At 70.3% G+C, this 20,532-nt stretch carries 18 protein-coding genes; 10 read left to right on the top strand and 8 right to left on the bottom strand.

The window, feature by feature from the left end:
• The first annotated feature begins 43 nt into the window (after positions 1–43).
• The 4 genes from OG453_RS25085 to OG453_RS25070 all read left to right on the top strand — a co-directional run bounded on the left by OG453_RS25085 (position 44) and on the right by OG453_RS25070 (position 3,492).
• A complete protein-coding gene (locus OG453_RS25085; RefSeq protein ID WP_266870723.1) occupies positions 44–982 on the top strand; it encodes a diiron oxygenase in 939 nt (312 codons plus the stop codon).
• Positions 983–1,160: 178 nt separating this feature from the next.
• Entirely contained in the window at positions 1,161–1,889 is a 729-nt protein-coding gene (locus tag OG453_RS25080) for a TetR/AcrR family transcriptional regulator (protein ID WP_266870722.1), read from the top strand.
• Between the two features lie 10 nt (positions 1,890–1,899).
• On the top strand, positions 1,900–2,184 hold the full coding sequence (locus OG453_RS25075) for a hypothetical protein (RefSeq protein ID WP_266870721.1): 285 nt from the start codon (positions 1,900–1,902) through the stop codon (positions 2,182–2,184).
• Between the two features lie 162 nt (positions 2,185–2,346).
• On the top strand, positions 2,347–3,492 hold the full coding sequence (locus OG453_RS25070) for an NlpC/P60 family protein (RefSeq protein ID WP_266870720.1): 1,146 nt from the start codon (positions 2,347–2,349) through the stop codon (positions 3,490–3,492).
• An 839-nt stretch (positions 3,493–4,331) separates the two neighbouring features.
• Here the strand turns inward: OG453_RS25070 and OG453_RS25065 are convergent.
• Genes OG453_RS25065 through OG453_RS25045 form a run of 5 tightly spaced genes read right to left on the bottom strand, consistent with a single transcriptional unit; the run spans position 4,332 to position 9,854 of the window.
• Complete coding sequence (locus OG453_RS25065) at positions 4,332–5,567, bottom strand: styrene monooxygenase/indole monooxygenase family protein (protein ID WP_266870718.1); 1,236 nt, start codon at positions 5,565–5,567, stop codon at positions 4,332–4,334.
• Positions 5,568–5,622: 55 nt separating this feature from the next.
• Entirely contained in the window at positions 5,623–6,252 is a 630-nt protein-coding gene (locus tag OG453_RS25060; protein WP_266870717.1) for an ATP/GTP-binding protein, read from the bottom strand.
• Positions 6,233–6,637 (bottom strand): DUF742 domain-containing protein, encoded by a 405-nt coding sequence (locus OG453_RS25055; protein WP_266870716.1) that lies wholly within the window; start codon positions 6,635–6,637, stop codon positions 6,233–6,235. The genes OG453_RS25060 and OG453_RS25055 overlap by 20 nt, the downstream gene beginning before the upstream one ends.
• Positions 6,634–7,137, bottom strand: a complete 504-nt coding sequence (locus OG453_RS25050) for a roadblock/LC7 domain-containing protein (RefSeq protein WP_266870715.1) — start codon at positions 7,135–7,137, stop codon at positions 6,634–6,636. Before OG453_RS25050 ends, OG453_RS25055 begins: the two co-directional genes overlap by 4 nt.
• A gap of 8 nt (positions 7,138–7,145) precedes the next feature.
• A complete protein-coding gene (locus tag OG453_RS25045; RefSeq protein WP_266870714.1) occupies positions 7,146–9,854 on the bottom strand; it encodes a nitrate- and nitrite sensing domain-containing protein in 2,709 nt (902 codons plus the stop codon).
• A gap of 403 nt (positions 9,855–10,257) precedes the next feature.
• Between OG453_RS25045 and OG453_RS25040 the strand changes: the two genes are divergently transcribed.
• Positions 10,258–11,103, top strand: a complete 846-nt coding sequence (locus OG453_RS25040) for a protein phosphatase 2C domain-containing protein (protein WP_266870713.1) — start codon at positions 10,258–10,260, stop codon at positions 11,101–11,103.
• A 179-nt stretch (positions 11,104–11,282) separates the two neighbouring features.
• Here the strand turns inward: OG453_RS25040 and OG453_RS25035 are convergent, their stop codons facing one another.
• A complete protein-coding gene (locus OG453_RS25035; protein WP_266870712.1) occupies positions 11,283–11,741 on the bottom strand; it encodes a MarR family winged helix-turn-helix transcriptional regulator in 459 nt (152 codons plus the stop codon).
• A 290-nt stretch (positions 11,742–12,031) separates the two neighbouring features.
• Between OG453_RS25035 and OG453_RS25030 the strand changes: the two genes are divergently transcribed.
• Positions 12,032–12,874, top strand: coding sequence for a lysozyme (locus OG453_RS25030; RefSeq protein WP_266870711.1), 843 nt, complete (start codon positions 12,032–12,034; stop codon positions 12,872–12,874).
• Between the two features lie 70 nt (positions 12,875–12,944).
• Here the strand turns inward: OG453_RS25030 and lon are convergent, their stop codons facing one another.
• Positions 12,945–15,353: an endopeptidase La gene (lon, locus tag OG453_RS25025; protein WP_266870709.1), complete on the bottom strand. Its 2,409-nt coding sequence runs from the start codon at positions 15,351–15,353 to the stop codon at positions 12,945–12,947.
• 153 nt (positions 15,354–15,506) lie between these two features.
• Here lon and OG453_RS25020 point away from each other — a divergent pair, with 153 nt between their 5' ends.
• Positions 15,507–16,571 carry a methyltransferase gene (locus OG453_RS25020; protein ID WP_266870708.1) on the top strand — a complete coding sequence of 355 codons (1,065 nt, stop codon included), beginning with the start codon at positions 15,507–15,509 and terminating at the stop codon, positions 16,569–16,571.
• Between the two features lie 206 nt (positions 16,572–16,777).
• On the opposite strand, the gene OG453_RS25015 is transcribed toward OG453_RS25020, so the two are convergent.
• Positions 16,778–17,533 (bottom strand): rhomboid-like protein, encoded by a 756-nt coding sequence (locus OG453_RS25015; protein WP_266873123.1) that lies wholly within the window; start codon positions 17,531–17,533, stop codon positions 16,778–16,780.
• 186 nt (positions 17,534–17,719) lie between these two features.
• Here OG453_RS25015 and OG453_RS25010 point away from each other — a divergent pair, with 186 nt between their 5' ends.
• From OG453_RS25010 to OG453_RS25000, 3 genes are all read left to right on the top strand, one after another.
• Entirely contained in the window at positions 17,720–18,406 is a 687-nt protein-coding gene (locus tag OG453_RS25010; protein ID WP_266870707.1) for a spermidine synthase, read from the top strand.
• Positions 18,407–18,471: 65 nt separating this feature from the next.
• A complete protein-coding gene (locus OG453_RS25005; protein WP_135330435.1) occupies positions 18,472–19,212 on the top strand; it encodes a response regulator transcription factor in 741 nt (246 codons plus the stop codon).
• 13 nt (positions 19,213–19,225) lie between these two features.
• Positions 19,226–20,305 carry a HAMP domain-containing sensor histidine kinase gene (locus tag OG453_RS25000; protein ID WP_266870706.1) on the top strand — a complete coding sequence of 360 codons (1,080 nt, stop codon included), beginning with the start codon at positions 19,226–19,228 and terminating at the stop codon, positions 20,303–20,305.
• The last annotated feature ends 227 nt before the right edge of the window (positions 20,306–20,532 follow it).

The raw sequence follows: 20,532 nt of genomic DNA, 5'->3' as shown, positions 1-20,532 counted from the left end.
CGGTAACTGTGACGCGAGACGACGACGAGACAGGGACACAGGCATGACGACCACGACGGAGGACGCGGCACTCGAAGGACTGCGGGACGCGCTCGGCCTTCTCAAGGACCGCGAACAGGTGGCCGAGCGACTGCTCGACTCGTCCGCCAAGCACTCCTTCGACCCCGACAAGGAGCTCGACTGGGCGGCGCCCTTCGAGGAGGGCAAGTGGTTCTGGCCGCCGGAGCTGCTGTCCTTGTACGACACCCCGATATGGCGGCGGATGAGCGAGGAGCAGCGCTTCGCGCTCTCCCAGCACGAGGCGGCCGCCCTTGCCTCCCTGGGCATCTGGTTCGAACTGATCCTGATGCAGCTCCTCGTACGCCACATCTACGACAAGCCGGCGACGAGCGCGCACGTGCGTTACGCCCTCACGGAGATCGAGGACGAGTGCCGGCACTCGAAGATGTTCGCGCGCCTGATCACCCGCGGGGACACCCCGTACTACCCGGTCAGCACGGTCCACCGGAACCTCGGCCGCCTCTTCAAAACGATCTCCACGACGCCCGGATCCTTCACGGCGACGCTGCTCGGCGAGGAGATCCTCGACTGGATGCAGCGGCTCACGTTCCCCGACGAGCGCGTCCAGACCCTGGTCCGGGGCGTCACCCGGATCCACGTCGTGGAGGAGGCACGCCATGTGCGGTACGCCCGTGAGGAGCTGCGCCGCCAGATGGTGACCGCCCCGCGCTGGTCCCAGGAGTTCACCCGCCTGACGTCGGGCGAGTTCGCGCGGATCTTCTCCATCGCCTTCATCAACCCCGAGGTGTACACGAACGTCGGCCTGGACAAGCGCGAGGCCATGGCCCAGGTGAAGGCGAGCGGCCACCGCCGCGAGGTGATGCAGACGGGGGCGAAACGCCTCACGGACTTCCTGGACGACATCGGGGTGCTGCGGGGCGCGGGGCGCCGGCTGTGGAAGAGCTCGGGGCTGCTTGCCTGAGTCGGCGGGCTCTGCGCGGGAAACGCCTCACGGCCACGCGGCGGAGCCGCACATCGATACAGCCTGGACGACATCGGGGTGCTGCGGGGCGCGGGGCGCCGGCTGTGGAAGAGCTCGGGGCTGCTTGCCTGAGGCTGTTTCGGGGCGCTTGTTCGAAAGGGCGGATACGCTGCGGGGCATGACCTCGCCTGCTCCCACCCGCGCGTACCGGCGCCTCAGCGTCGAGGAGCGGCGGCGGCAACTGCTCGAAGCCGCCCTGTCCCTCTTCGCGGTGCGCGCGCCGGACGAGGTCTCCCTCGACGACGTGGCGGAGGCGGCCGGGGTGTCCCGGCCGCTGGTCTACCGCTACTTCCCGGGCGGCAAGCAGCAGCTGTACGAGGCGGCACTCCGCTCGGCGGCCGACGAGCTGGAGCAGTGCTTCGCCGAGCCGCCGGACGGCCCCCTCACCCGGCGCCTGGGCAACGCGCTCGACCGCTATCTCGCCTTCGTCGACCAGCACGACGCGGGGTTCAGCGCGCTGCTCCAGGGCGGCAGCGTCGTGGAGACCTCGCGTACGACGGCCATCGTGGACGGGGTGCGCAGGGCGGCCGCCGAGCACATACTCGCCCACCTGGAGGTCACGGGGGCCTCGGGCCCGCGCCTGCGGATGACCGTCCGGATGTGGATCACCTCCGTCGAAGCAGCCTCACTCATCTGGCTCGACGAGGAGAAGCAGCCGCCGCTGGACGAACTGCGGGACTGGCTCGTCGAACAATTCATGGCGGTGCTCGTGGCCGCGGCGGGCCGTGACCCGCAGACCGCGGAGGCGGTACGGGCCGCGCTGGCCCTGGAGACGGCGGAGGGCCCCGCCGGTTCGCTCGCGCGCCGGGTCCTGCCCGTGGTGAGCGACGCGGCGCACCTGCTGTGACACTTGCCGGGTGAAGAGCGAAGACACCACCTTCGTCGGTGGCCCCCTGGACGGCCGCGTCCTGCCCATCCTGCTCGGCCCCACCGGCCACCCGCCCAAGGTGTACCGCGTCCCGGTCCCAGATGAGGCGGGCGGCGAGCCGACGGTGCTCGTGTACCGCCGCGTGGCCAAGGCCGCGGGGAAGCGGCTCGGACTCCACCCGGGCTGGATGTACGAGTACGACCCGGAGGGCGACAAGCCCGGGTCAGGCCTGAAGTGGCCTTGGTCAAAGCCGGAGCGCAAGCCGGAGGAGTAGCCGAGGCATCGTTGATGTGGGGGCAAGAGCGCCGCGCCGCGACTCCCTGGACGAGTGACCCAATTCCACCAACCCGCCCACGGCCCGGAGGCGCCCCCCGCCGGGCCGGTCGATGCTCACGGTGCGGGGCGGAATGGCCGCCGCCGCGCCGGAGGTGATGGCATGTCAGGCAGGCTGCTGCGGTGGGTCGGTACGGGTGCTGCGGTCGGGGCCTTGCTGGCTGCGACACCCTCGGTGCAGGCCGCCCCGGGACCGGACGACACGGACCAGCGCCCCGTCTCCGAGCTCCTGACGGACCTTCAGGAGCTGTACCAGAAGGCGGAAGAGTCCACGGAGACATACAACGCGACCGAGGAGAAACTGAAGAAGCAGCGAGCCGAGGTCACCCGCCTCAACCGCGGCCTGACCAAGGCGCGGACTTCGGTGCGCGACAGCAGGGGCGACGCGGGACGTTTCGCCCGGCAGCAGTACCAGGACACAGGCACCACGGAGTTCTCCCCCTACGTACGCCTCCTCCTGGCCCGCAATCCGCAACAGGCGCTTGACCAGGGCCATGTGATCGGCCGGGTCGCGGCGGAACGGGCGGCGGCGGTGAAGCGGCTCGTCGGGGGCGAGAAGAAGGCGGCGGATCTGGCAGCAACGGCGAAGCGGGCCTACGAGACCCAAGTCGCCCTGGCCGCCCGCCAGAAGAAGGAACGGGACACCGTCCAGGACCAATTCAAAGAGGTCGAGAAACTGCTGGCCTCGCTCACTCCGGAGCAGCTGGCGGAGCTGGCGAAGGCGGAGGAGTCGGGAACGGCAGAGGCCCAGCGCAAATTCATGGCGTCCGGAGCCTTGAGCGGTCCTGCGTCGGCGACGGCGCCATCCCGACGCGGGAACTCGGCCCTCGACTACGCGGTCCGCCAGATCGGCAAACCGTACAAGTGGGGTGCGGAGGGCCCCAAGTCGTACGACTGCTCGGGACTGACATCAGAGGCGTGGGCGGCAGCAGGCAAGGAGATCCCACGCACCTCGCAGGAGCAGTGGGCGGAACTCCCCCACATCCCTCTCCGCAAGCTCCGCCCCGGCGACTTGATCGTCTACTTCCCCAAGGCGACGCACATCGCCTTGTACCTGGGCGACGGCATGATCATCCAGGCCCCCCGCCCGGGTTCAAAGGTCAAGGTCTCCCCCATCGCATCGAACCCCATCCTGGGCGCGATCCGCCCGGACCCGAACTCGAAGGCCATGCGGGACTACACCCCGCCGAAGCTGCCGCGCGGGGCGAGGGAGGGGAGCGATGCGGGGGTGGCTACTGGTCGGCCTTGATGACAGCGGGGGCGGGGGCTTTGCTGACCCGGCGATTCATTGGCGCCGGGGCCGCCCGGTTGTCCCGAGGTTGGCGGTTCCGGGCCGGGAGTCAAGGGCGCTCCTTCGTCGCGTCGGCTGCGCCGATTCCGCTTCGCTCCACCCTTGACACCCACCCCTCCACCGCGAGAAGCGAGATGACCGGGCGGCCCAGGAAGCGGGGCTCTCGGGGACTGCCGGTCGGGTCATCGGGCTTGTCTGCCGGGTGCGGACTGGTTCGTATCAGTGCAGCCGGGTGGGAGGGGTGCGCGGCCGGTCCGGGGATGGGTCCCGGTCTCGTCAAGCGTCTACCGACCGGATCTTCCGGGGTGACCGTCACGCTTCACCGATGCTGGGTGGGGGGTGGGGGACCTACTTTGGAAAAGTAGTGATCTGGCACAAGGGGGGCGCGCGCGTTAGGCAAACGCAACTTTCCCAAAGTAGGTCCCCCACTCCCCTGGCCGGGGCTGCCGGGGCCGGGTCCGGTCGGTAGACGCTTGACGAAACCCGCCACCCATCCCCGAACCGACCGCGCACCCCTCCACCCCTTCAACGGGCTGCGCTGCTACGAACCAGTCCGCACCCGGCAGACAAGCCGGATGGCCCGCCGGGTGGTCCCCGTGAGCCCCGCTTCGTGGCCGCCCGGTCATCTCGCTTCTCGCGGTGGAGGGTTGGGTGTCAAGGGTGGAGCGCAGCGGAATCGGCGCAGCCGACGCGACGAAGGAGCGCCCTTTACACCCGGCCCGGAACCGCCAACCTCAGGACAACCGGGCGGCCCCGGCGCCAATCAACCACCGGCCCACCAAAGCCCCCGCCAGGGGCTACTCACCAGCCAACGAGGCCAGGTACGCCCCCGTCTTCTCCGGCTCATAGAAGAAGTTCTCGAAGTCCGCCGGGTCGTTGAAGCCGTTCGCGAAACGATCCGCCGCCGGCTGCAACTGCCCCGCCGCACCGATCAGGTTCAGAACGTGCTCCGGCGGCGGCGCCAACATCGCGTTCGTCCACTTGGTGACATGCTGCGCCGTCTCCCAGTAGCGGTCGAACGTGGCCTGCATCCACGCCTCGTCGAACTCCTTCTCCCCGTTCTCGATGATCGAGGCAAGGTACGAAGCGGCGCACTTGGACGCCGAGTTGGAGCCCTGCCCCGTGATCGGGTCGTTGGCCACGACCACGTCGGCGACACCGAGGACCAGACCGCCACCCGGCAGCCGCCCGATCGGCTTGCGCACGGTCGGGGCGTACCGCCCGCTCAACGTGCCGCCCGCATCCGTCAGTTCGACCTTCGTCGCCCGCGCGTACTCCCACGGCGTGAACTTCTCAAGGAGCTCCAGCGTCAGCGCCAGGTGCTCGGAGGGGTCCTTCACACCCTGGAAGACGTCCAGGGGGCCGCCCGGAATACCCTCCCAGAAGAGGATGTCCGCACGGCCGGACGTCGTCAGCGTCGGCATGACGAAGAGCTCGCCGACCCCCGGCACCAGGTTGCACCGCACCGCGTCGAACTCGGGGTGCTCGGGGCGCGGTCCCATCCCGTGCACGTACGCGACAGCAAGGGCCCGCTGCGGGGTGTCGTACGGAGAGCGTGAGGCGTCGCGCTCGAACATCGAGACCAGTTCGCCCTTGCCCGCCGAGACGAGGACCAGGTCGTACGTACGCGAGAAGTAGTCGAGGTCCGAGACCGCCGCGCCGTGGATCACCAGCTGGCCGCCCCGCTGCGCGAACGTCTCCATCCAGCCCGCCATCTTCACGCGCTGGTCGACGGACTGGGCGTACCCGTCCAGCTTGCCGACCCAGTCGATGACGCGGGAGGAGTCGGGACCGGCGACCGAGACGCCGAGGCCCTCGATCTTCGGGGCCTGGGACTCCCAGAAGTTCGCCTGTACGTCGCGCTCGTGCTGCAGCGCGGTGTGGAACATGCACTGCGTGGACATGACCCGGCCGGACCGGACCTCGTCCGCCGTGCGGTTGGACATCAGGGTGACCTCGTACCCCTGCGACTGGAGTCCGAGGGCGATCTGGAGCCCGGCCTGACCGGCTCCGACGACGAGTATCTTCCGCATACGGCTGCGTCTCCTACGTACTGACTAAAAACAGGAAAAGAAGAGTTGAGGGGGGTTATTCGGGGCTTGCCTCAAGGGCGTGGCCCACCAGCGCGAGCAGTGACTCGATCACCGATATCCGCTGCCTCGCGTCCATGATCAGCACCGGTATCTGCGGCGAGATCGTCAGCGCCTCACGGACGTCCGCGGGCTCGAACTCCTCGGTGCCGTCGAAGTGGTTGACGGCCACTATGTACGGGAGCCCGCAGCTCTCGAAGTAGTCGAGCGCCGGGAAGCAGTCGGGCAGGCGGCGGGTGTCCGCGAGGACCACCGCGCCGATCGCGCCGCGCACCAGGTCGTCCCACATGAACCAGAAGCGCTGCTGCCCCGGTGTACCGAAGAGGTAGAGCACCAGGTCGTCGTCGAGCGTGATCCGGCCGAAGTCCATCGCGACCGTGGTCGTGGTCTTGTCCGGGGTCGACGTCAGATCGTCGGTGTCCTCGCTCGCCTGCGTCATCAGCGCCTCCGTCTGGAGGGGCGTGATCTCGGAGACCGCGGTGACCAGGGTCGTCTTGCCGACGCCGAAGCCTCCCGCCACCACGATCTTCGTCGCGATCGGGGCACGGGTGCGGTCCGTCTGCCAGGCCTGCAGGTTTTCGTCCGGGTCGGGGCCCGGGTGACGGAGGTCAGAGACGGCGGAGGCCACTGAGCACCCTTTCGAGCAGTGCGCGGTCCGGCTGTCCCGGGCCGTGGCCCGTTCCGTACACGCGGATCTTTCCCTGGTCTGCGAGGTCGCTGAGCAGTACGCGGACCACGCCGAGCGGCATCTTGAGGAGCGCGGCGATCTCCGCGACCGTACGCATCCGGCGGCAGATCTCGACGATGGCCCGCAGTTCCGGCATGACGCGGGCGGTGGCGTTGCCCTGCGGCAGTTCGCGACGCTCCTCAGGAGCTTCGAGCGCGGCCACGAACGTCTCGACGAGCAGGACGTGGCCGAAGCGGGTGCGGCCGCCGGTGAGCGAGTACGGGCGTACTCGGGAGGGTTTGCGTGCGCCGCCCCGTTGGGGCAGCTTGCCGGGCTTACTGCTCATCGGACGCTCTCCATCGACTGGCGCAGCTCACTGCGGAGTTCGGGGGTGAGGACATGCCCGGCACGGCCGACGAAGAGCGCCATGTGGTACGCGACGACGCTCATGTCGCAGTCCGGGGTCGCGTGCACGCCGAGCAGCGAGCCGTCGCTGATCGACATGACGAAGAGGCTGCCCTCTTCCATCGCGACGACGGTCTGTTTGACCGTTCCGGCGTCCATCAGCTTGGCGGCGCCGATGCAGAGCGAGCCGAGACCGGAGACGATGGTGGCGAGGTCGGCGCTCGACCCTTTGGGACCTGAACTGTTGTCCACCGCCTCCGCGTTGTTGCGCGCGGGGTCGGAGGAGAGGAGGAGCAGCCCGTCGGAGGAGACCACCGCGACCGACAGCAGCCCTTGCACCTCCTCGACGAGATTCGTCAGCAGCCAGTGCAGGTTGCGGGCTTCGCTGCTCAGGCCGAACCCGGTGGCGGTACCGCCGGCGGGCGAACTGGGCGAGCGCATGGGCGCAGTCAACTACTTGCCTCCTCGACTGAATCCCCCTTGTTTTCGGTCTCTTCGTTACGTTCGCTCAGCTCGGCCTCTACGTCGCGACGGCCACTGATGGCTCCCTGGTGGAAGCCCCCGAGACGCTTGCGCAGCGCTTCGGCGTCGACGGAGCCACTGCGCGCCTTGGGCACGGTGGACTCGGGCGCGGTGATCTTGGGCGTGCGCTTGGGCAGCCCCTTGTCGGTAACCCGCTCCCACTTGGGTCCGGCGGGGGCTTCCGGGGCGGGCGCGGCCTCCTGCTCGGCTTCAGCTTCGGGCTCCTCAGGCGCCTCCGGAGGGACAAGCTCCAGAGTCGTCTCAGCCGAAACCGCGGGTTCAGCCTCGGCCTCCTGTACAGCCACCTCCGCAGCCGCGATCAGCGGATCAGCCGCAGAGGAAGACCGCCCCGGCAGCACATTGGAGTTGGCCTCGGCCTCCGAGCCAGGGAGGTGCACAACAGGCGCCGCCCCGGCAACGGGAACCCCCGCCGGCGGCGCCGCGACAGCCGGCGCCGCGGCAAGAATCGACTTGGGCAGCACGACAACAGCGGCGACACCACCCTGCTTCTGCTCGCGCAAGCGAACCCGCGCCCCGTGCCGCGCGGCGAGCCGCGCCACGACATACAGACCGAGCCCGAGCCCGTCCCCGCTCTCCTGGTCGTACGCGTCGTCGGGACGGAACTCCGCGAGACGGGAGTTGAGCTCCGTCATCCGGTCGGGGGTGACCCCTATGCCCTCGTCCTGCACGGAGAGCATGACCTCGCCGCTCTCCAGGAGCCACCCGGAGACCTCGACGGAGGCGTCCGGCGGCGAGAACGACGTCGCGTTCTCAAGGAGCTCGGCGACCAGGTGACTGATGTCGTCCGCGGCGAAGCCCGCGACATGCGCGTGCGGCGGCAGCGTGGCGATGCGCACGCGTTCGTACCGCTCGATCTCGGAGACGGCGGCGCGTACGACGTCGACGAGCGGCACCGGACCGGGGTGCTGGTGGCCGTGCTCGGCACCGGCGAGGACCAGGAGGTTCTCGCTGTGGCGGCGCATGACCGTGGCGAAGTGGTCGAGCTTGAAGAGCGTGGCGAGGCGGTCGGGGTCCTGCTCGCGGTCTTCCAGGTTCTCGATGACGGCGAGCTGGCGCTCGACCAGGCCGAGCGTGCGCAGCGCGAGGTTCACGAACGTGCCGTGGATGGACTGCCGCACCCGCTCCAAGTGGGCGGCGGCCTCGGCCAGTTCGGCACGGAGCGTCGCGCGCTCGTCGGCCATGGACGTGCGCTGCCCGATGAGGTGCTTGCGGTCCGCTTCGAGGGTGGTCAGCCGCTCGGTGAGGGCCGCCGCGTGGCCGTGCAGCGCGTTGACGGACCGTACGACCTGGGCGAACTCGTCGTCGCGGCCGGTGAAGCGGATGGGTTCCTGCGGCGCGGGCTCGGTGGCGAGGCGGGCGGAGCCCAGGCGCAGGACGGCGAGCGGGCGGGTGAGCGTGCGGGCCATCGCCATGGTGACGCCGACCGCGACGAGCAGCGTGACGCCGATGAGCGCGACGCGGATCTCCAGGGCCGTGACGTCGTCGTCGCGCAGCTGGGCGAGGTCCTTGGTGCGCTTGACGGTGAGCGAGGACTCGGCGCCGCGCATCATCTCGATGCGGGCGGAGAGCGCGGCGTCGATCTTCTTGCTGTCGTAGCGGAGCTCGGCGGTGGAGAGCGTGGGCTGGTCGGTGAGCCGGGAGAGGTACTTCTCGGCGGTGGTGACCTCGGTGCCCGTGACCGTCGAGTCGTACGTCGCGCGGGCGCGTTCCGTGGCCGTGTCCCGGAAGTCCGCGACGGCGGCCTGCTCGCGGACGTCGGCGCGCTGGGCGGCGGCGCTCAGGGCGTTGCGGGTCTTGGCGCCGGCGGAGGACTCGTCGACGACCTTGGTGGGCAGGCCGGTGACCGGGTCGACGGTGGTGCTCGTCTCCGTGGTGCGGGGCACGGCGAGGGCGGCGAGGAGCAGGCCGCGGGTGGCGGCGGCCTGTTCGACGGCGTGGTCGAGGTCGGCGAGCGCATAGCCGCCGGAGCCCGCGCGGGGCGGTGTCTGCTCGGCGAGTTCGCGGGTCAGGGCGTGCAGTTCGGTGATGACGTCCGAGTACGCCGTGTGCGCTTCGAGAGCACTGCTCTTGCCGGTGAGCGCCGCTCTGCGTACGGCGGCGATGTCGGCGAGGTCGCGGCGCAGACCGGCCGGGGCGTCCGCCGAGCGCAACTCGTCGATCTGGCGGTCGACGCGGGCGCTGCGGCTCTCGGAGAGCCCCTTGCCCCCCTTCGGGCGGCCCGCGGCGATGTACGAGGTGACCTCGTCGCGCTCGTCGGCGAGGGAGTGGCTCAGCGAGACGGCCTGCTGAGTGCGCTCCGCGAGGGTCACCAGCTCCTGGGCGTCGCTCAGTTGCCCGGAAGCGGCCACGACGGCGGGCGCTCCGGCCCCGGCGATCGCGGCGGCCACGACGGCGACGGCGACGATGAGCCGGTTGCGTACGCGGGCGGTGGGCTTGGAGTTGACGGGTTTCGCGGGCTGCGCGGCGCTCCCGTCGGCGCTCTTCGCACCGTCAGGAACCGTCGCACCGGGGGTCTGCTCGCTCGCCGCGGGCTCTCCCGCCGTGGGCTCGGGCGAGCGCTCGCGCGCCTGCTCCGTAGGGGTGGTCGCGCCCGGCGTGGCCCCGTCAGAGGCCATCTGCTTGCCTTTGCGCCGAGGCCGCATCTTCTGCACCGGTGCTCGCATTCTTGTTTTTCGTCTGCCCATGGGCCCGGATGACGATCCGTCAATGAACGCGCCCCCGGTACGGCTCCTGACCCTTTCAGTGCCGATGAGTGGCGGACGCGCATCGCCTGCCTGGCCACCCGAAGGAGTGAACATCGGCGGGGAGTTGGCGAGCAAGTCCCGAGTTGAAGCAAATGCCCCGGCCACGGTGTGCCGGTTGGACGTCGCCCGCAGGCTTTGGCAGGATGCGCGGCCACACGCCGCCGGAAGCGATCATTCCGACTGAAATCCGGCGCCTGACCTGCTGGTCCGGGCCAATCCACGGCCAATTGCGACCCCTTGGTGACCTTGTGAAGGCCTCGTGCAGACTGGCTGAATGCGCATCGAACTCGCCACCGAGCCCGGCGACCCCACCCGCCCCAATGAGGACTATGCCGCGGTCATGCTTCCCGCATCGGGACAGGGCGGTTCACTCGTCCTCCTGGACGGGGTGACTCCGCCCACCGGAGACGACGGCTGTCTGCATTCCGTCCCCTGGTTCACGGCGCGACTCGGCGGCGCACTGGGAGAACTGTCCGTTTCACGGCGGGATATGACGCTCGTTGAGATCCTCGCGGCGGCAATCAAGCGCACCGCAGACACACACAACCAAACCTGTGACCTTTCTCACCCGCGCACGCCTCAGGCCACGGTGGTTCTGGTGCGTTGGGACGACGAGCGGGTCGAGCATCTGGTCCTCTCGGACTCCGCACTCCTGGTGGCGGCCCCCGGCGGCCGGGTCACGGCGGTCCTCGACGAGCGCCTGTCCCAGCTCCCGCCGGCGATCCGTGAACTGCGCGACACGGTCCGCGCCCTGCCGCGCGGCTCGGCGGAACGGGAGGCCGCGGGCCGCGAGTACGGCGCCGCGGTCGAGGCCCTGCGCAACGCGGAGGGCGGCTTCTTCACGGCAGCGGCCGACCCGTCGGCGGCGGCACGCGCGATCACCGGCTCCTCACCCCGGACAGCGGTGACGGCGGTGGCGGCCCTGACGGACGGCGTCGGCCGCTGGGTCGAGACGTTCCGGGAGGGCAGCTGGCAGGACTGCTTCGACCTCCTGCGCAAGGAGGGCCCGCAACACCTGGTGGACCGGGTGCGCGACCTGGAGCACGCGGACCCGGAGGGGACGGCGTTCCCGAGGGGCAAGCGGCATGACGATGCGGCGGCGGTGTACGCGGAGCTCTGAGAGAGGCGCGCGGGGTGCCTCGCCAGGCGTGCGGGGGTGCCCCGTCAGGCGCGCGGGGATGCCCCGTCAGGCGCGCGGGGGCGCCCCGTCAGGGGCGCGGGGAACTGCGCGACAAGCCACGACGCACCCGCAGGAGAAGTCGCACCCCACAGAGCCCAAAGCTCCCCCGCAGAATCCCGCTACCCCTCAGCGGAAGAATTCAACTGATGCAGCAGCCGAGCCAGCTCGGCAACCTCCGCCCGGTCCCAACCGGCAAGCTGCCGCACATACCGCTCCCGCCGCCCCGCACGCACCGTACGGAACCGGGCGCCGCCCTCCTCGGTGAGGTGGACCAGCCACGCCCGGCCGTCCGCGGGGTCCGGCTCCCGGGCCACCAGACCCAGTTCCTCAAGGGCCCGCAGCTGACGGCTCATCGTCGCCTTGCCCACGCCGATGTAAGCGGCGAGATCCGTGGCGCGCTGCGGACCGGAGTCGTCGAGGCAGACCAGAAGGCCGTACGCGGCAGGCTCCAGGTCCGGATGGACCTGGCGGGCCATCTCGCCGGACGAGGCGCGGGCCCGGCGCAGCAGGAGGGTCAACTCCCGCTCCAGGGAGAGGAACTCGCGGTCGACACCGCTCTCGTGCAATTCAGCACTCATGGCCCGCTTCTTTCCGGAAAGTGAAGGTTTCCGCCCCGCACGGCGGACGCCACGGCGGGACCGGCGAGCGCGCCCGCCCATTGCCGCAGCTCGGCCAGTATTTCGTACGGCCGCGCCGCGCCGTGCCGCGGACACCGCCGCAGGAGTAGACCAACGGCAGCGTCCGAGCCCTCTTCCCAGCTGCGGGTCTACGTGCGTAGCGTCATTGCTGACATGTTCACACCATGACATGTCGACAGGTCCCCCCACGAGCTCCATCGAGCTCAATCGAGGCCTTCGGAGGCACGCACATGCCCGTGCACAGACCCGGAACGCCCCGCCGCTCACGCTGGTCAGCGGCCGGAATCCTGCTATCGGTCCTCTCCGCCCTCTCCCTCCTCATCACCCTGCCCGGCGCCGCACAGGCCGCCGGCGGCGATGACGTACCGGCCCGCGGCTCCGCCCGCATGGGCCAGGGCGTCATCGAGCACGACGGGCAGGGGAGCCTGCCGCCCAGTGGCGACGCCGTCCAGACCGAGGGCGTCGACGTCAGCAGCCACCAGGGCAACGTCGCCTGGTCGACCCTCTGGAACAGCGGCGTGAAGTGGGCCTACGTCAAGGCCACGGAAGGCACGTACTACAAGAACCCCTACTTCGCCCAGCAGTACAACGGTTCGTACAACGTGGGCATGGTCCGGGGCGCCTACCACTTCGCGACGCCCGACACCTCCAGCGGCGCCGCCCAGGCCAACTACTTCGTGGACAACGGCGGCGGCTGGTCGCGCGACGGCAAGACGCTGCCGGGCGCGCTGGACATCGAGTGGAATCCGTACGGGGCGGCCTGCTTCGGCAAGTCGCAGTCCGCGATGGTCACCTGGATCCGGGACTTCCTGAACCAGTACAAGGCGCGCACCGGGCGGCACGCCGTCATCTACACGGCCACCAGCTGGTGGAAGCAGTGCACGGGCAACTACGGCGGCTTCGCCGTCAACAACCCGCTGTGGATCGCCCGTTACGCCAGCGCTCCGGGTGAACTCCCGGCCGGCTGGGGCTTCTACACGATGTGGCAGTACACCTCGTCGGGCCCGACGGTCGGGGACCACAACAAGTTCAACGGCGCCCTCGACAGGGTGGTGGCGCTCGCCAACGGCTGAGCCGGGTACGCATGAGCGGGCCCGGGACCCCTCGCGGGGCCCCGGGCCTTTCCTCATCCGGCCTCCTCCGTCACGCGGCGGCCGGAACCCTCACCTCGGCCTCCGTCAGGGCCAGTTCGAGCACCTGGCGGACATCCGTCACCGGGTGGACGTCCAGCTTGTCCAGGATCTCCGCCGGGACGTCGTCCAGGTCCGCCTCGTTCCGCTTCGGGATGATCACCGTGGTGATCCCGGCGCGGTGCGCGGCAAGCAGCTTCTGCTTGACGCCACCGATCGGAAGCACCCTGCCGGTCAGCGAGACCTCACCGGTCATGGCCACGTCCGTACGGACCAGGCGCCCGCTGAGCAGCGAGGCGAGGGCGGTCGTCAGCGTGACGCCCGCGCTCGGCCCGTCCTTGGGCACCGCGCCCGCCGGGAAGTGGACGTGCACGCCCCGCTCCTTCAAGTCGCCGACGGGCAGCTCCAGTTCGGCGCCGTGCGAGCGCAGGAAGGAGAGCGCGATCTGTGCCGACTCCTTCATCACGTCGCCGAGCTGACCGGTGAGCGTGAGCCCGGACGCCCCGGTCTCCGGGTCGGCGAGCGACGCCTCCACGAAGAGCACGTCACCGCCCGCTCCGGTGACCGCGAGCCCGGTCGCGACACCCGGCACGGCCGTGCGCCGCTCGGCCGGGTCCTGCGCGGACTCGGGCACGTGGTGCGGCCGCCCGATCAGGGACCGCAGGTCCTCGTCCGTGACGGTGAACGGCAGCTCCCTGTCGCCCAGTTCGTGCTGAGCGGCGACCTTACGGAGCAGCCGCGCGACGGACCGCTCCAGATTGCGTACGCCCGCTTCGCGCGTGTACTCACCGGCGAGCCTGCGCAACGCGCTCTCGTCCAGGACCACCTCGTCCTTGTCCAGGCCCGCCCGCTCCAACTGGCGCGGGAGCAGGTGGTCGCGGGCGATGACGACCTTCTCGTCCTCGGTGTAACCGTCGAGCCTGACCAGCTCCATACGGTCGAGCAGGGCCTCCGGGATGGCTTCCAGGACGTTGGCGGTGGCGAGGAAGACGACGTCGCTCAGGTCCAGTTCCACCTCCAGGTAGTGGTCCCGGAAGGTGTGGTTCTGCGCCGGGTCGAGGACTTCGAGGAGGGCGGCGGCCGGGTCGCCCCGGAAGTCGGAGCCCACCTTGTCGATCTCATCCAGGAGCACGACCGGGTTCATGGACCCGGCTTCCTTGATGGCCCGCACGATCCGTCCGGGCAGCGCCCCCACGTACGTACGACGATGTCCGCGGATCTCGGCCTCATCGCGTACGCCGCCGAGCGCGACCCGCACGAACTTGCGGCCCATGGCGTGCGCGACGGACTCGCCGAGCGAGGTCTTGCCGACGCCGGGCGGGCCGACGAGGGCGAGCACGGCGCCGCCGCGACGGCCGCCGACGACTCCGAGGCCGCGGTCGGCGCGTCGCTTGCGCACCGCCAGGTACTCGGTGATCCGCTCCTTCACGTCCTGCAGGCCCGCGTGCTCGGAGTCGAGGACGTTCTGGGCGCCCTTGATGTCGTACTCGTCCTCGGTCCGCTCGTTCCACGGCAGTTCGAGGACCGTGTCGAGCCAGGTCCTGATCCAGGAGCCCTCGGGCGACTGGTCGCTGGACCGCTCCAGCTTGTCGACTTCCTTGAGGGCGGCCTCGCGGACGTTCTCGGGGAGGTCGGCGGCCTCGACACGGGTGCGGTAGTCGTCGGACTCCTCGCCCTCCTGCTCGCCGTTGAGCTCGCGCAGCTCCTTGCGCACGGCGTCGAGCTGGCGGCGGAGCAGGAACTCGCGCTGCTGCTTGTCGACGCCTTCCTGTACGTCCTTGGCGATGGACTCGGCGACGTCCTGCTCGGCGAGGTGCTCGCGCAGCTGCTCGGTGGCGAGCTTCAGACGGGCCGTCGGGTCGTCGGTCTCCAGGAGCTGGACCTTCTGCTCGGTGGAGAGGAAGGGCGAGTATCCGGAGTTGTCGGCGAGCGCGGAGACGTCCTCGATCTGCTGGACGCGGTCCACGACCTGCCAGGCGCCGCGCTTCTTCAGCCAGCTGGTGGCGAGCGCCTTGTACTCCTTGACCAGCTCGGCGACGGCACCCGGCAGCGGCTCGGGCACGGTCTCGTCGACCTTGAGCCCCTCCACCCAGAGCGCCGCACCCGGCCCGGTCGTCCCGGCGCCGATCCGCACCCGGCCACGGCCGCGGATGAGCGCGCCGGGGTCGCCGTCGGAGAGCCGCCCGACCTGCTCGACCGTGCCGAGGACACCGGTCGCCGCGTACGTCCCGTCGATCCGCGGAACAAGAAGGACCTGCGGCTTGCTTCCACTGCCACTGGAGCGGGCCGCCGCCTGGGCGGCCTCCACCGCGGCTCGTACATCGGTGTCGGACAGGTCGAACGGAACCACCATGCCGGGCAGGACAACCTCGTCGTCGAGCGGCAGCACGGGCAGAGTGAGCGGTGTGGACGTCGAAGCCATGATCTCCCCTTCGGCATTCAAGTTGAGCTTTACCGACTCAATGCTCGTGAGTCCTTGATTGTTCCCCGGGGTCTGTTCGCTGTCAGCGATCGCTGGGACGGTAGGTACTTCGACTGTCAGACCGTCAGTTCGATCCTCTCGGAAGGGACCCACGTGGAGACACCGGAGAACGTCACGGGCGAGCACGAGACCGACATCGACAGCGATATCGACAGCAACAGCGACTTTGTGGGCCTGCTGACGGAGCACGCCCTGGGACACCTCTTTTCGGCGGCGCTGCGCACGGCGGCGAGCTGCCGGATAGCCGACCACCTGGCGTCCGCGCCACGCACCCCGCAGGACCTGGCACTCCTGACCGACACCGACGCGGGGCACTTACGCCGTGTCCTGCGCTTCCTCGCCACCCGCGGCATCTTCCGCGAGGACGAAGCGGGCGCGTTCCATCTGACGCCGGTCGCGAACGCGCTGCGCACGGACATCCCGTACTCCCAGCACGCGCTGGTGCTGATGCTGACCGACGAGACGTTCCAGCGGACGTCGGCGGGCCTGGAGGAGACGGTGCGCAAGGCGGGCCCGTCGTACGAGCGGATCTTCGGGAAGCCGTTCTTCGCGCACCTGGCGACCGATCCCGGCCTGCGGCAACTGTTCGACGACGGCATGAGCGCGCTCTCGGCGCCGGTCGACGAGGTGGTCGCCGCGACGTACCCGTTCCCGGAGCGGGGCACCGTGGTGGACGTGGGCGGCGGGCGCGGCGGTCTCCTGCGGAGCATCCTGCGCCGGCACCCCGCGCTGACGGGGGTCCTCCTCGACCAGGCGCCGGCCGTGAGCCGTCACGTCCTGGGCGACGACGACGAGCTGAAGGGCCGCTACAGGGCGGAGAGCGGCGACTTCTTCGCCGGAGTCCCGGAGGGCGGCGACATCTACGTACTCAAACACGTCCTGCACGACTGGCCGGACGACGCCTGCCTGCGCATCCTGCGCAACTGCCGCGCCGCGATGGCACCGGGCGCACGCGTCCTGATCGTCGACTCGGTACTGCCCGCGGGGAACGATCCGCACCTCGGCAAGGTGCTCGACGTGGCGATGGCGGCGATCGTGGACGGCCAGGAGCGGACGGAGGAGGAGTTCACGCGGCTCCTGAGCGAGGCGGGACTCAAGGTGACGCGAATCCTTCCCACCAGGGCGTTCCCCTCAGTGGTGGAGGCGGTGGCCGCTTAGCGGGGATGCGGAGGGCGCGGGGCATATCTGCGGGTACGTCGCGGTCGCTCGCGCAGTTCCCCGCGCCCCTATCGGGGCACCGCGGGGCTGATACAGCCCCGTAAGGGGCGCGGGGCTGTATTGATATGCGGCTCCGCCGCGTGGGCGCGACCAGCCACGACGCACCCGCAGACGCGTACCGCAACACGCTTCGGCAGGGATCCTCATCAAGCCGGGCGGCGGCGCCACCGCCGCACCAGCGGCCACGTCGCGACGCCGATCGACAGCGCGAGCAGGTGGCCCCAGTTCGTCATCGGGTCCGCGAACGCGATCAGGTCCTCGACCAGCATCCCGCCGAAGGCGACAAGCACCAGCCACCGCAGCCACGGCCGGAAGAGCCCGGCCAGTGCCCCGATGCTCGCCGCGACGCCGAAGCTGATGCCGTAGTCGAGGCGGTGCAGGGAGCTCTCCGGCAGATGCCCCGCGAGGACCGAGAAGCCGACCGGGACCTCGGTCGCCAGGGTGGCGACGACATGCCCGAGCAGGAAGACCCCCGCGGTGCGCAACGCGCCGATGCGGCGCTCCAGGCCCGTCAGGACGAGCAGGAATCCGATCGCGTACGGCGATGCGATGCCGCCCGCGATCCACAGCGCGCTCGCGAGGAGGACCAGCAGCGGCTGCTGCATGAGATGTGCGACGTCCGTGCTGGACCCCTGCTGCAGGGCCGAGACGAAGGCGGGGTCCGCGTACCGGGTGAGCAGCGAGGTGCCGGCGAGCACGACGGCGTACCCGAAGGTGAAGGGCGTTCCGGTGGGGGTCGGGAGCAGTCGCCAGGGGCGCAGCCTGCGCCACGCGGACGCCGGCTCGGCAGGGACCTCCGGCGCCGGACTGCCTGGAGCGGCCCGCGTCACGGGTCCCCTCTGTCCCGGGATGCCATCCAGCGCGGGGCGGACCGTCTCCTCGGGTGCCGCGGGGACAGCCATCGAACTCCGGTTCACTGTGCGGCGCTCCTTCCGTCACGCCCACCCAATGCTGATCTTTCGGGCGCTGTCTATGACCGGCGCCACGTGAGACGCGAATCACATCGCGAGGAACAACCTCACAGGGCCGAAACACGTCCGCCCCCATCCACCCCCGACGCCCGACCGCTCCCCCATACGCTGGCCGCCATGCACCACCACACCATCGCCCCCGTCGTCATCGACCGGCGTGAGGGCCCGTACGGCGAAGTCGTGCTGCGGCGCCACGGTGAACTGCTGCAGATCATCGCCAACGGGTGCTTCCTCATGGACACTTCGGACGGCCGCTCGGAGCGGCTCCTCATCGACGCCGCCCTCGATGCCCTCGACGACCGCCCCGAACCGAGCGTCCTCATCGGCGGGCTCGGCGTCGGCTTCTCGCTCGCCCACGCGGCCGCCGACCGGCGCTGGAGCCATATCGCCGTCGTGGAGCGCGAGCAGGCCATCATCGACTGGCACCGCGAGGGGCCACTGTCCGCCTTCTCCGGCGCCGCGCTCGCCGATCCGCGCACCAGGATCCTGCACACGGACCTCGTCGCGTACGTCTCCAACTCCCCGGACGGCGCGGACACATACGACGCGCTCTGCCTGGACATCGACAACGGCCCCGACTGGACGGTGACGGAGGACAACAACTCCCTCTACTCGCCCGCCGGCCTGGCGGCCTGTCAGGCCCGTCTCAAGCCCGGCGGAGTGCTCGCCGTGTGGTCCGCCAAGCCCTCGTCCGCTTTCGACTTCGCTCTACGGAATGCCGGGTTCCAGTCGGTACGGACGGAAGAGATCCCCGTTGCCCGAGGCGTACCCGACGTGGTTCATCTCGGCGTCAGGGCTGCGTAGCCGAGGTGCCTTCGCGACCCGTACCCTGCTGACCGAACACAAGCGATCAGTGTCAGGGGCGGGCGATGGAGCAGACACACACCTCCCACAACGGTGCGACGGCGGCAATGCCAGGCGCCCAGCGCCGGGTTCTGGTGGTCGAGGACGACCCGACGATCGTCGACGCCATCGCCGCCCGGCTACGTGCCGAGGGTTTCGTTGTGCAAACGGCGGGAGACGGTCCCGCGGCGGTGGACACCGCACAGGCCTGGCAGCCCGATCTCCTTATCCTGGACATCATGCTGCCGGGCTTCGACGGGCTTGAAGTGTGCCGTCGGGTGCAGGCCCAGCGGCCGGTCCCGGTGCTCATGCTGACGGCGCGCGACGACGAGACGGACATGCTGGTCGGGCTCGGCGTCGGCGCCGACGACTACATGACCAAGCCGTTCTCGATGCGGGAGCTCGCGGCCCGGGTGCACGTCCTGCTGCGCAGGGTCGAGCGGGCCGCGCTCGCCGCGACCACGCCGCGCAGCGGCATCCTGCGGCTCGGCGAGCTGGAGATCGACCATGCCCAGCGGCGTGTCAGAGTCCGCTCCGAGGACGTACACCTGACGCCGACGGAGTTCGACCTCCTTGTCTGCCTGGCCAACACCCCCCGCGCGGTCCTCTCCCGCGAGCAGCTGCTCGCCGAGGTGTGGGACTGGGCGGACGCGTCGGGCACCCGGACCGTCGACAGCCACATCAAGGCGCTGCGCCGGAAGATCGGCGCCGAGCGGATCCGCACGGTGCACGGCGTCGGGTACGCCCTGGAGACCCCGACCCCGTGAGGCCGGGCAGCTGATGACCAGGCCTTTCGGAGGGCTGCGGCCCTTCTCCATCAAGACCAAGCTCGGCACCCTGGTGGTGGTGTCGGTCTTCATCACCACCGGCCTGCTGATGGTGGCGATGGAGACGGAGACCGAGCTGCGCTTCATCACCGTCTTCTCGGTGATCGCCACGCTGCTCATCACGCAGTTCGTGGCCCACAGCCTCACCGCGCCGCTGGACGAGATGAACGCGGTGGCACGCGCCGTCTCGCACGGCGACTACACACGACGCGCACGCGGCGCCGACCGGCGCGACGAGCTGGGCGACGTGGCCACCACGATCAACCGCATGGCGGACGACCTGGAGGCCCAGGACCAGCAGCGCAAGGAGCTGGTCGCCAATGTCTCGCACGAGCTGCGCACGCCCATCGCGGCCCTGCGCGCCGTCCTGGAGAACGTCGTCGACGGGGTCTCCGCCGCCGACCCGGAGACCATGCGTACGGCGCTGAAGCAGACGGAGCGGCTCGGACGCCTCGTCGAGACGCTGCTCGACCTGTCACGCCTGGACAACGGCGTCGTCCCGCTGAAGGCCCGCCGCTTCGAGGTGTGGCCCTATCTGTCGGGCGTCCTGAAGGAGGCCAACATGGTGGCCTCCGCCCGCGCGGGCATCGCCTCGGGATCCGGCAGCCACACGCGTACGGACGTCCATCTGCACCTGGACGTGACACCGCCCGAGCTGACCGCGCACGCGGACGCCGAGCGCCTTCACCAGGTCGTGGCCAACCTCATCGACAACGCGGTCAAGCACAGCCCGCCGCACGGCCGCGTCACCGTGCGTGCCCGGCGCGGCCCCTACCCGGAGTCCCTGGACCTGGAGGTCCTCGACGAGGGGCCCGGCATCCCGGAGTCGGAGTGGCACCGGGTCTTCGAGCGCTTCAACCGGGGCAGCCACGCGGGCGCCCCCGCCCAGGGCGCCGGCAACGACGGCGGCACCGGCCTCGGCCTCGCCATCGCGCGCTGGGCGGTCGATCTGCACGGCGGGCACATCGGTGTGGCCGAATCCCCTCGGGGCTGCCGCATCCAGGTCACCCTTCCGGGCCTGCCCGAAGTGTGAAGTTGACGTAGGGTTCGAAGCGGAAGCGATTCGCGGGCGCATCTGAAGCGCGCCCGGGTGAAGCCGCCGCGCAGGGGAAGCCCCGCGCGGCCATCTGGCGTTGCGGAACCAGGCTTGTTTCCCGCCATTTACACCACCGAAACCCTCGATCCAGTGTGACTTACGCGACGGATGACGGGCCCGGTCTGCACCTGGCGGCCTTGGAGGCGTAGCCTTTATTTCCGCTG

The organism is Streptomyces sp. NBC_01381 (genome assembly GCF_026340305.1).
In the GTDB taxonomy this organism is placed as follows: domain Bacteria; phylum Actinomycetota; class Actinomycetes; order Streptomycetales; family Streptomycetaceae; genus Streptomyces.
Note: the sequence above shows the minus strand (reverse complement) of the source record. Positions and strands in the feature narration are given on the sequence as shown.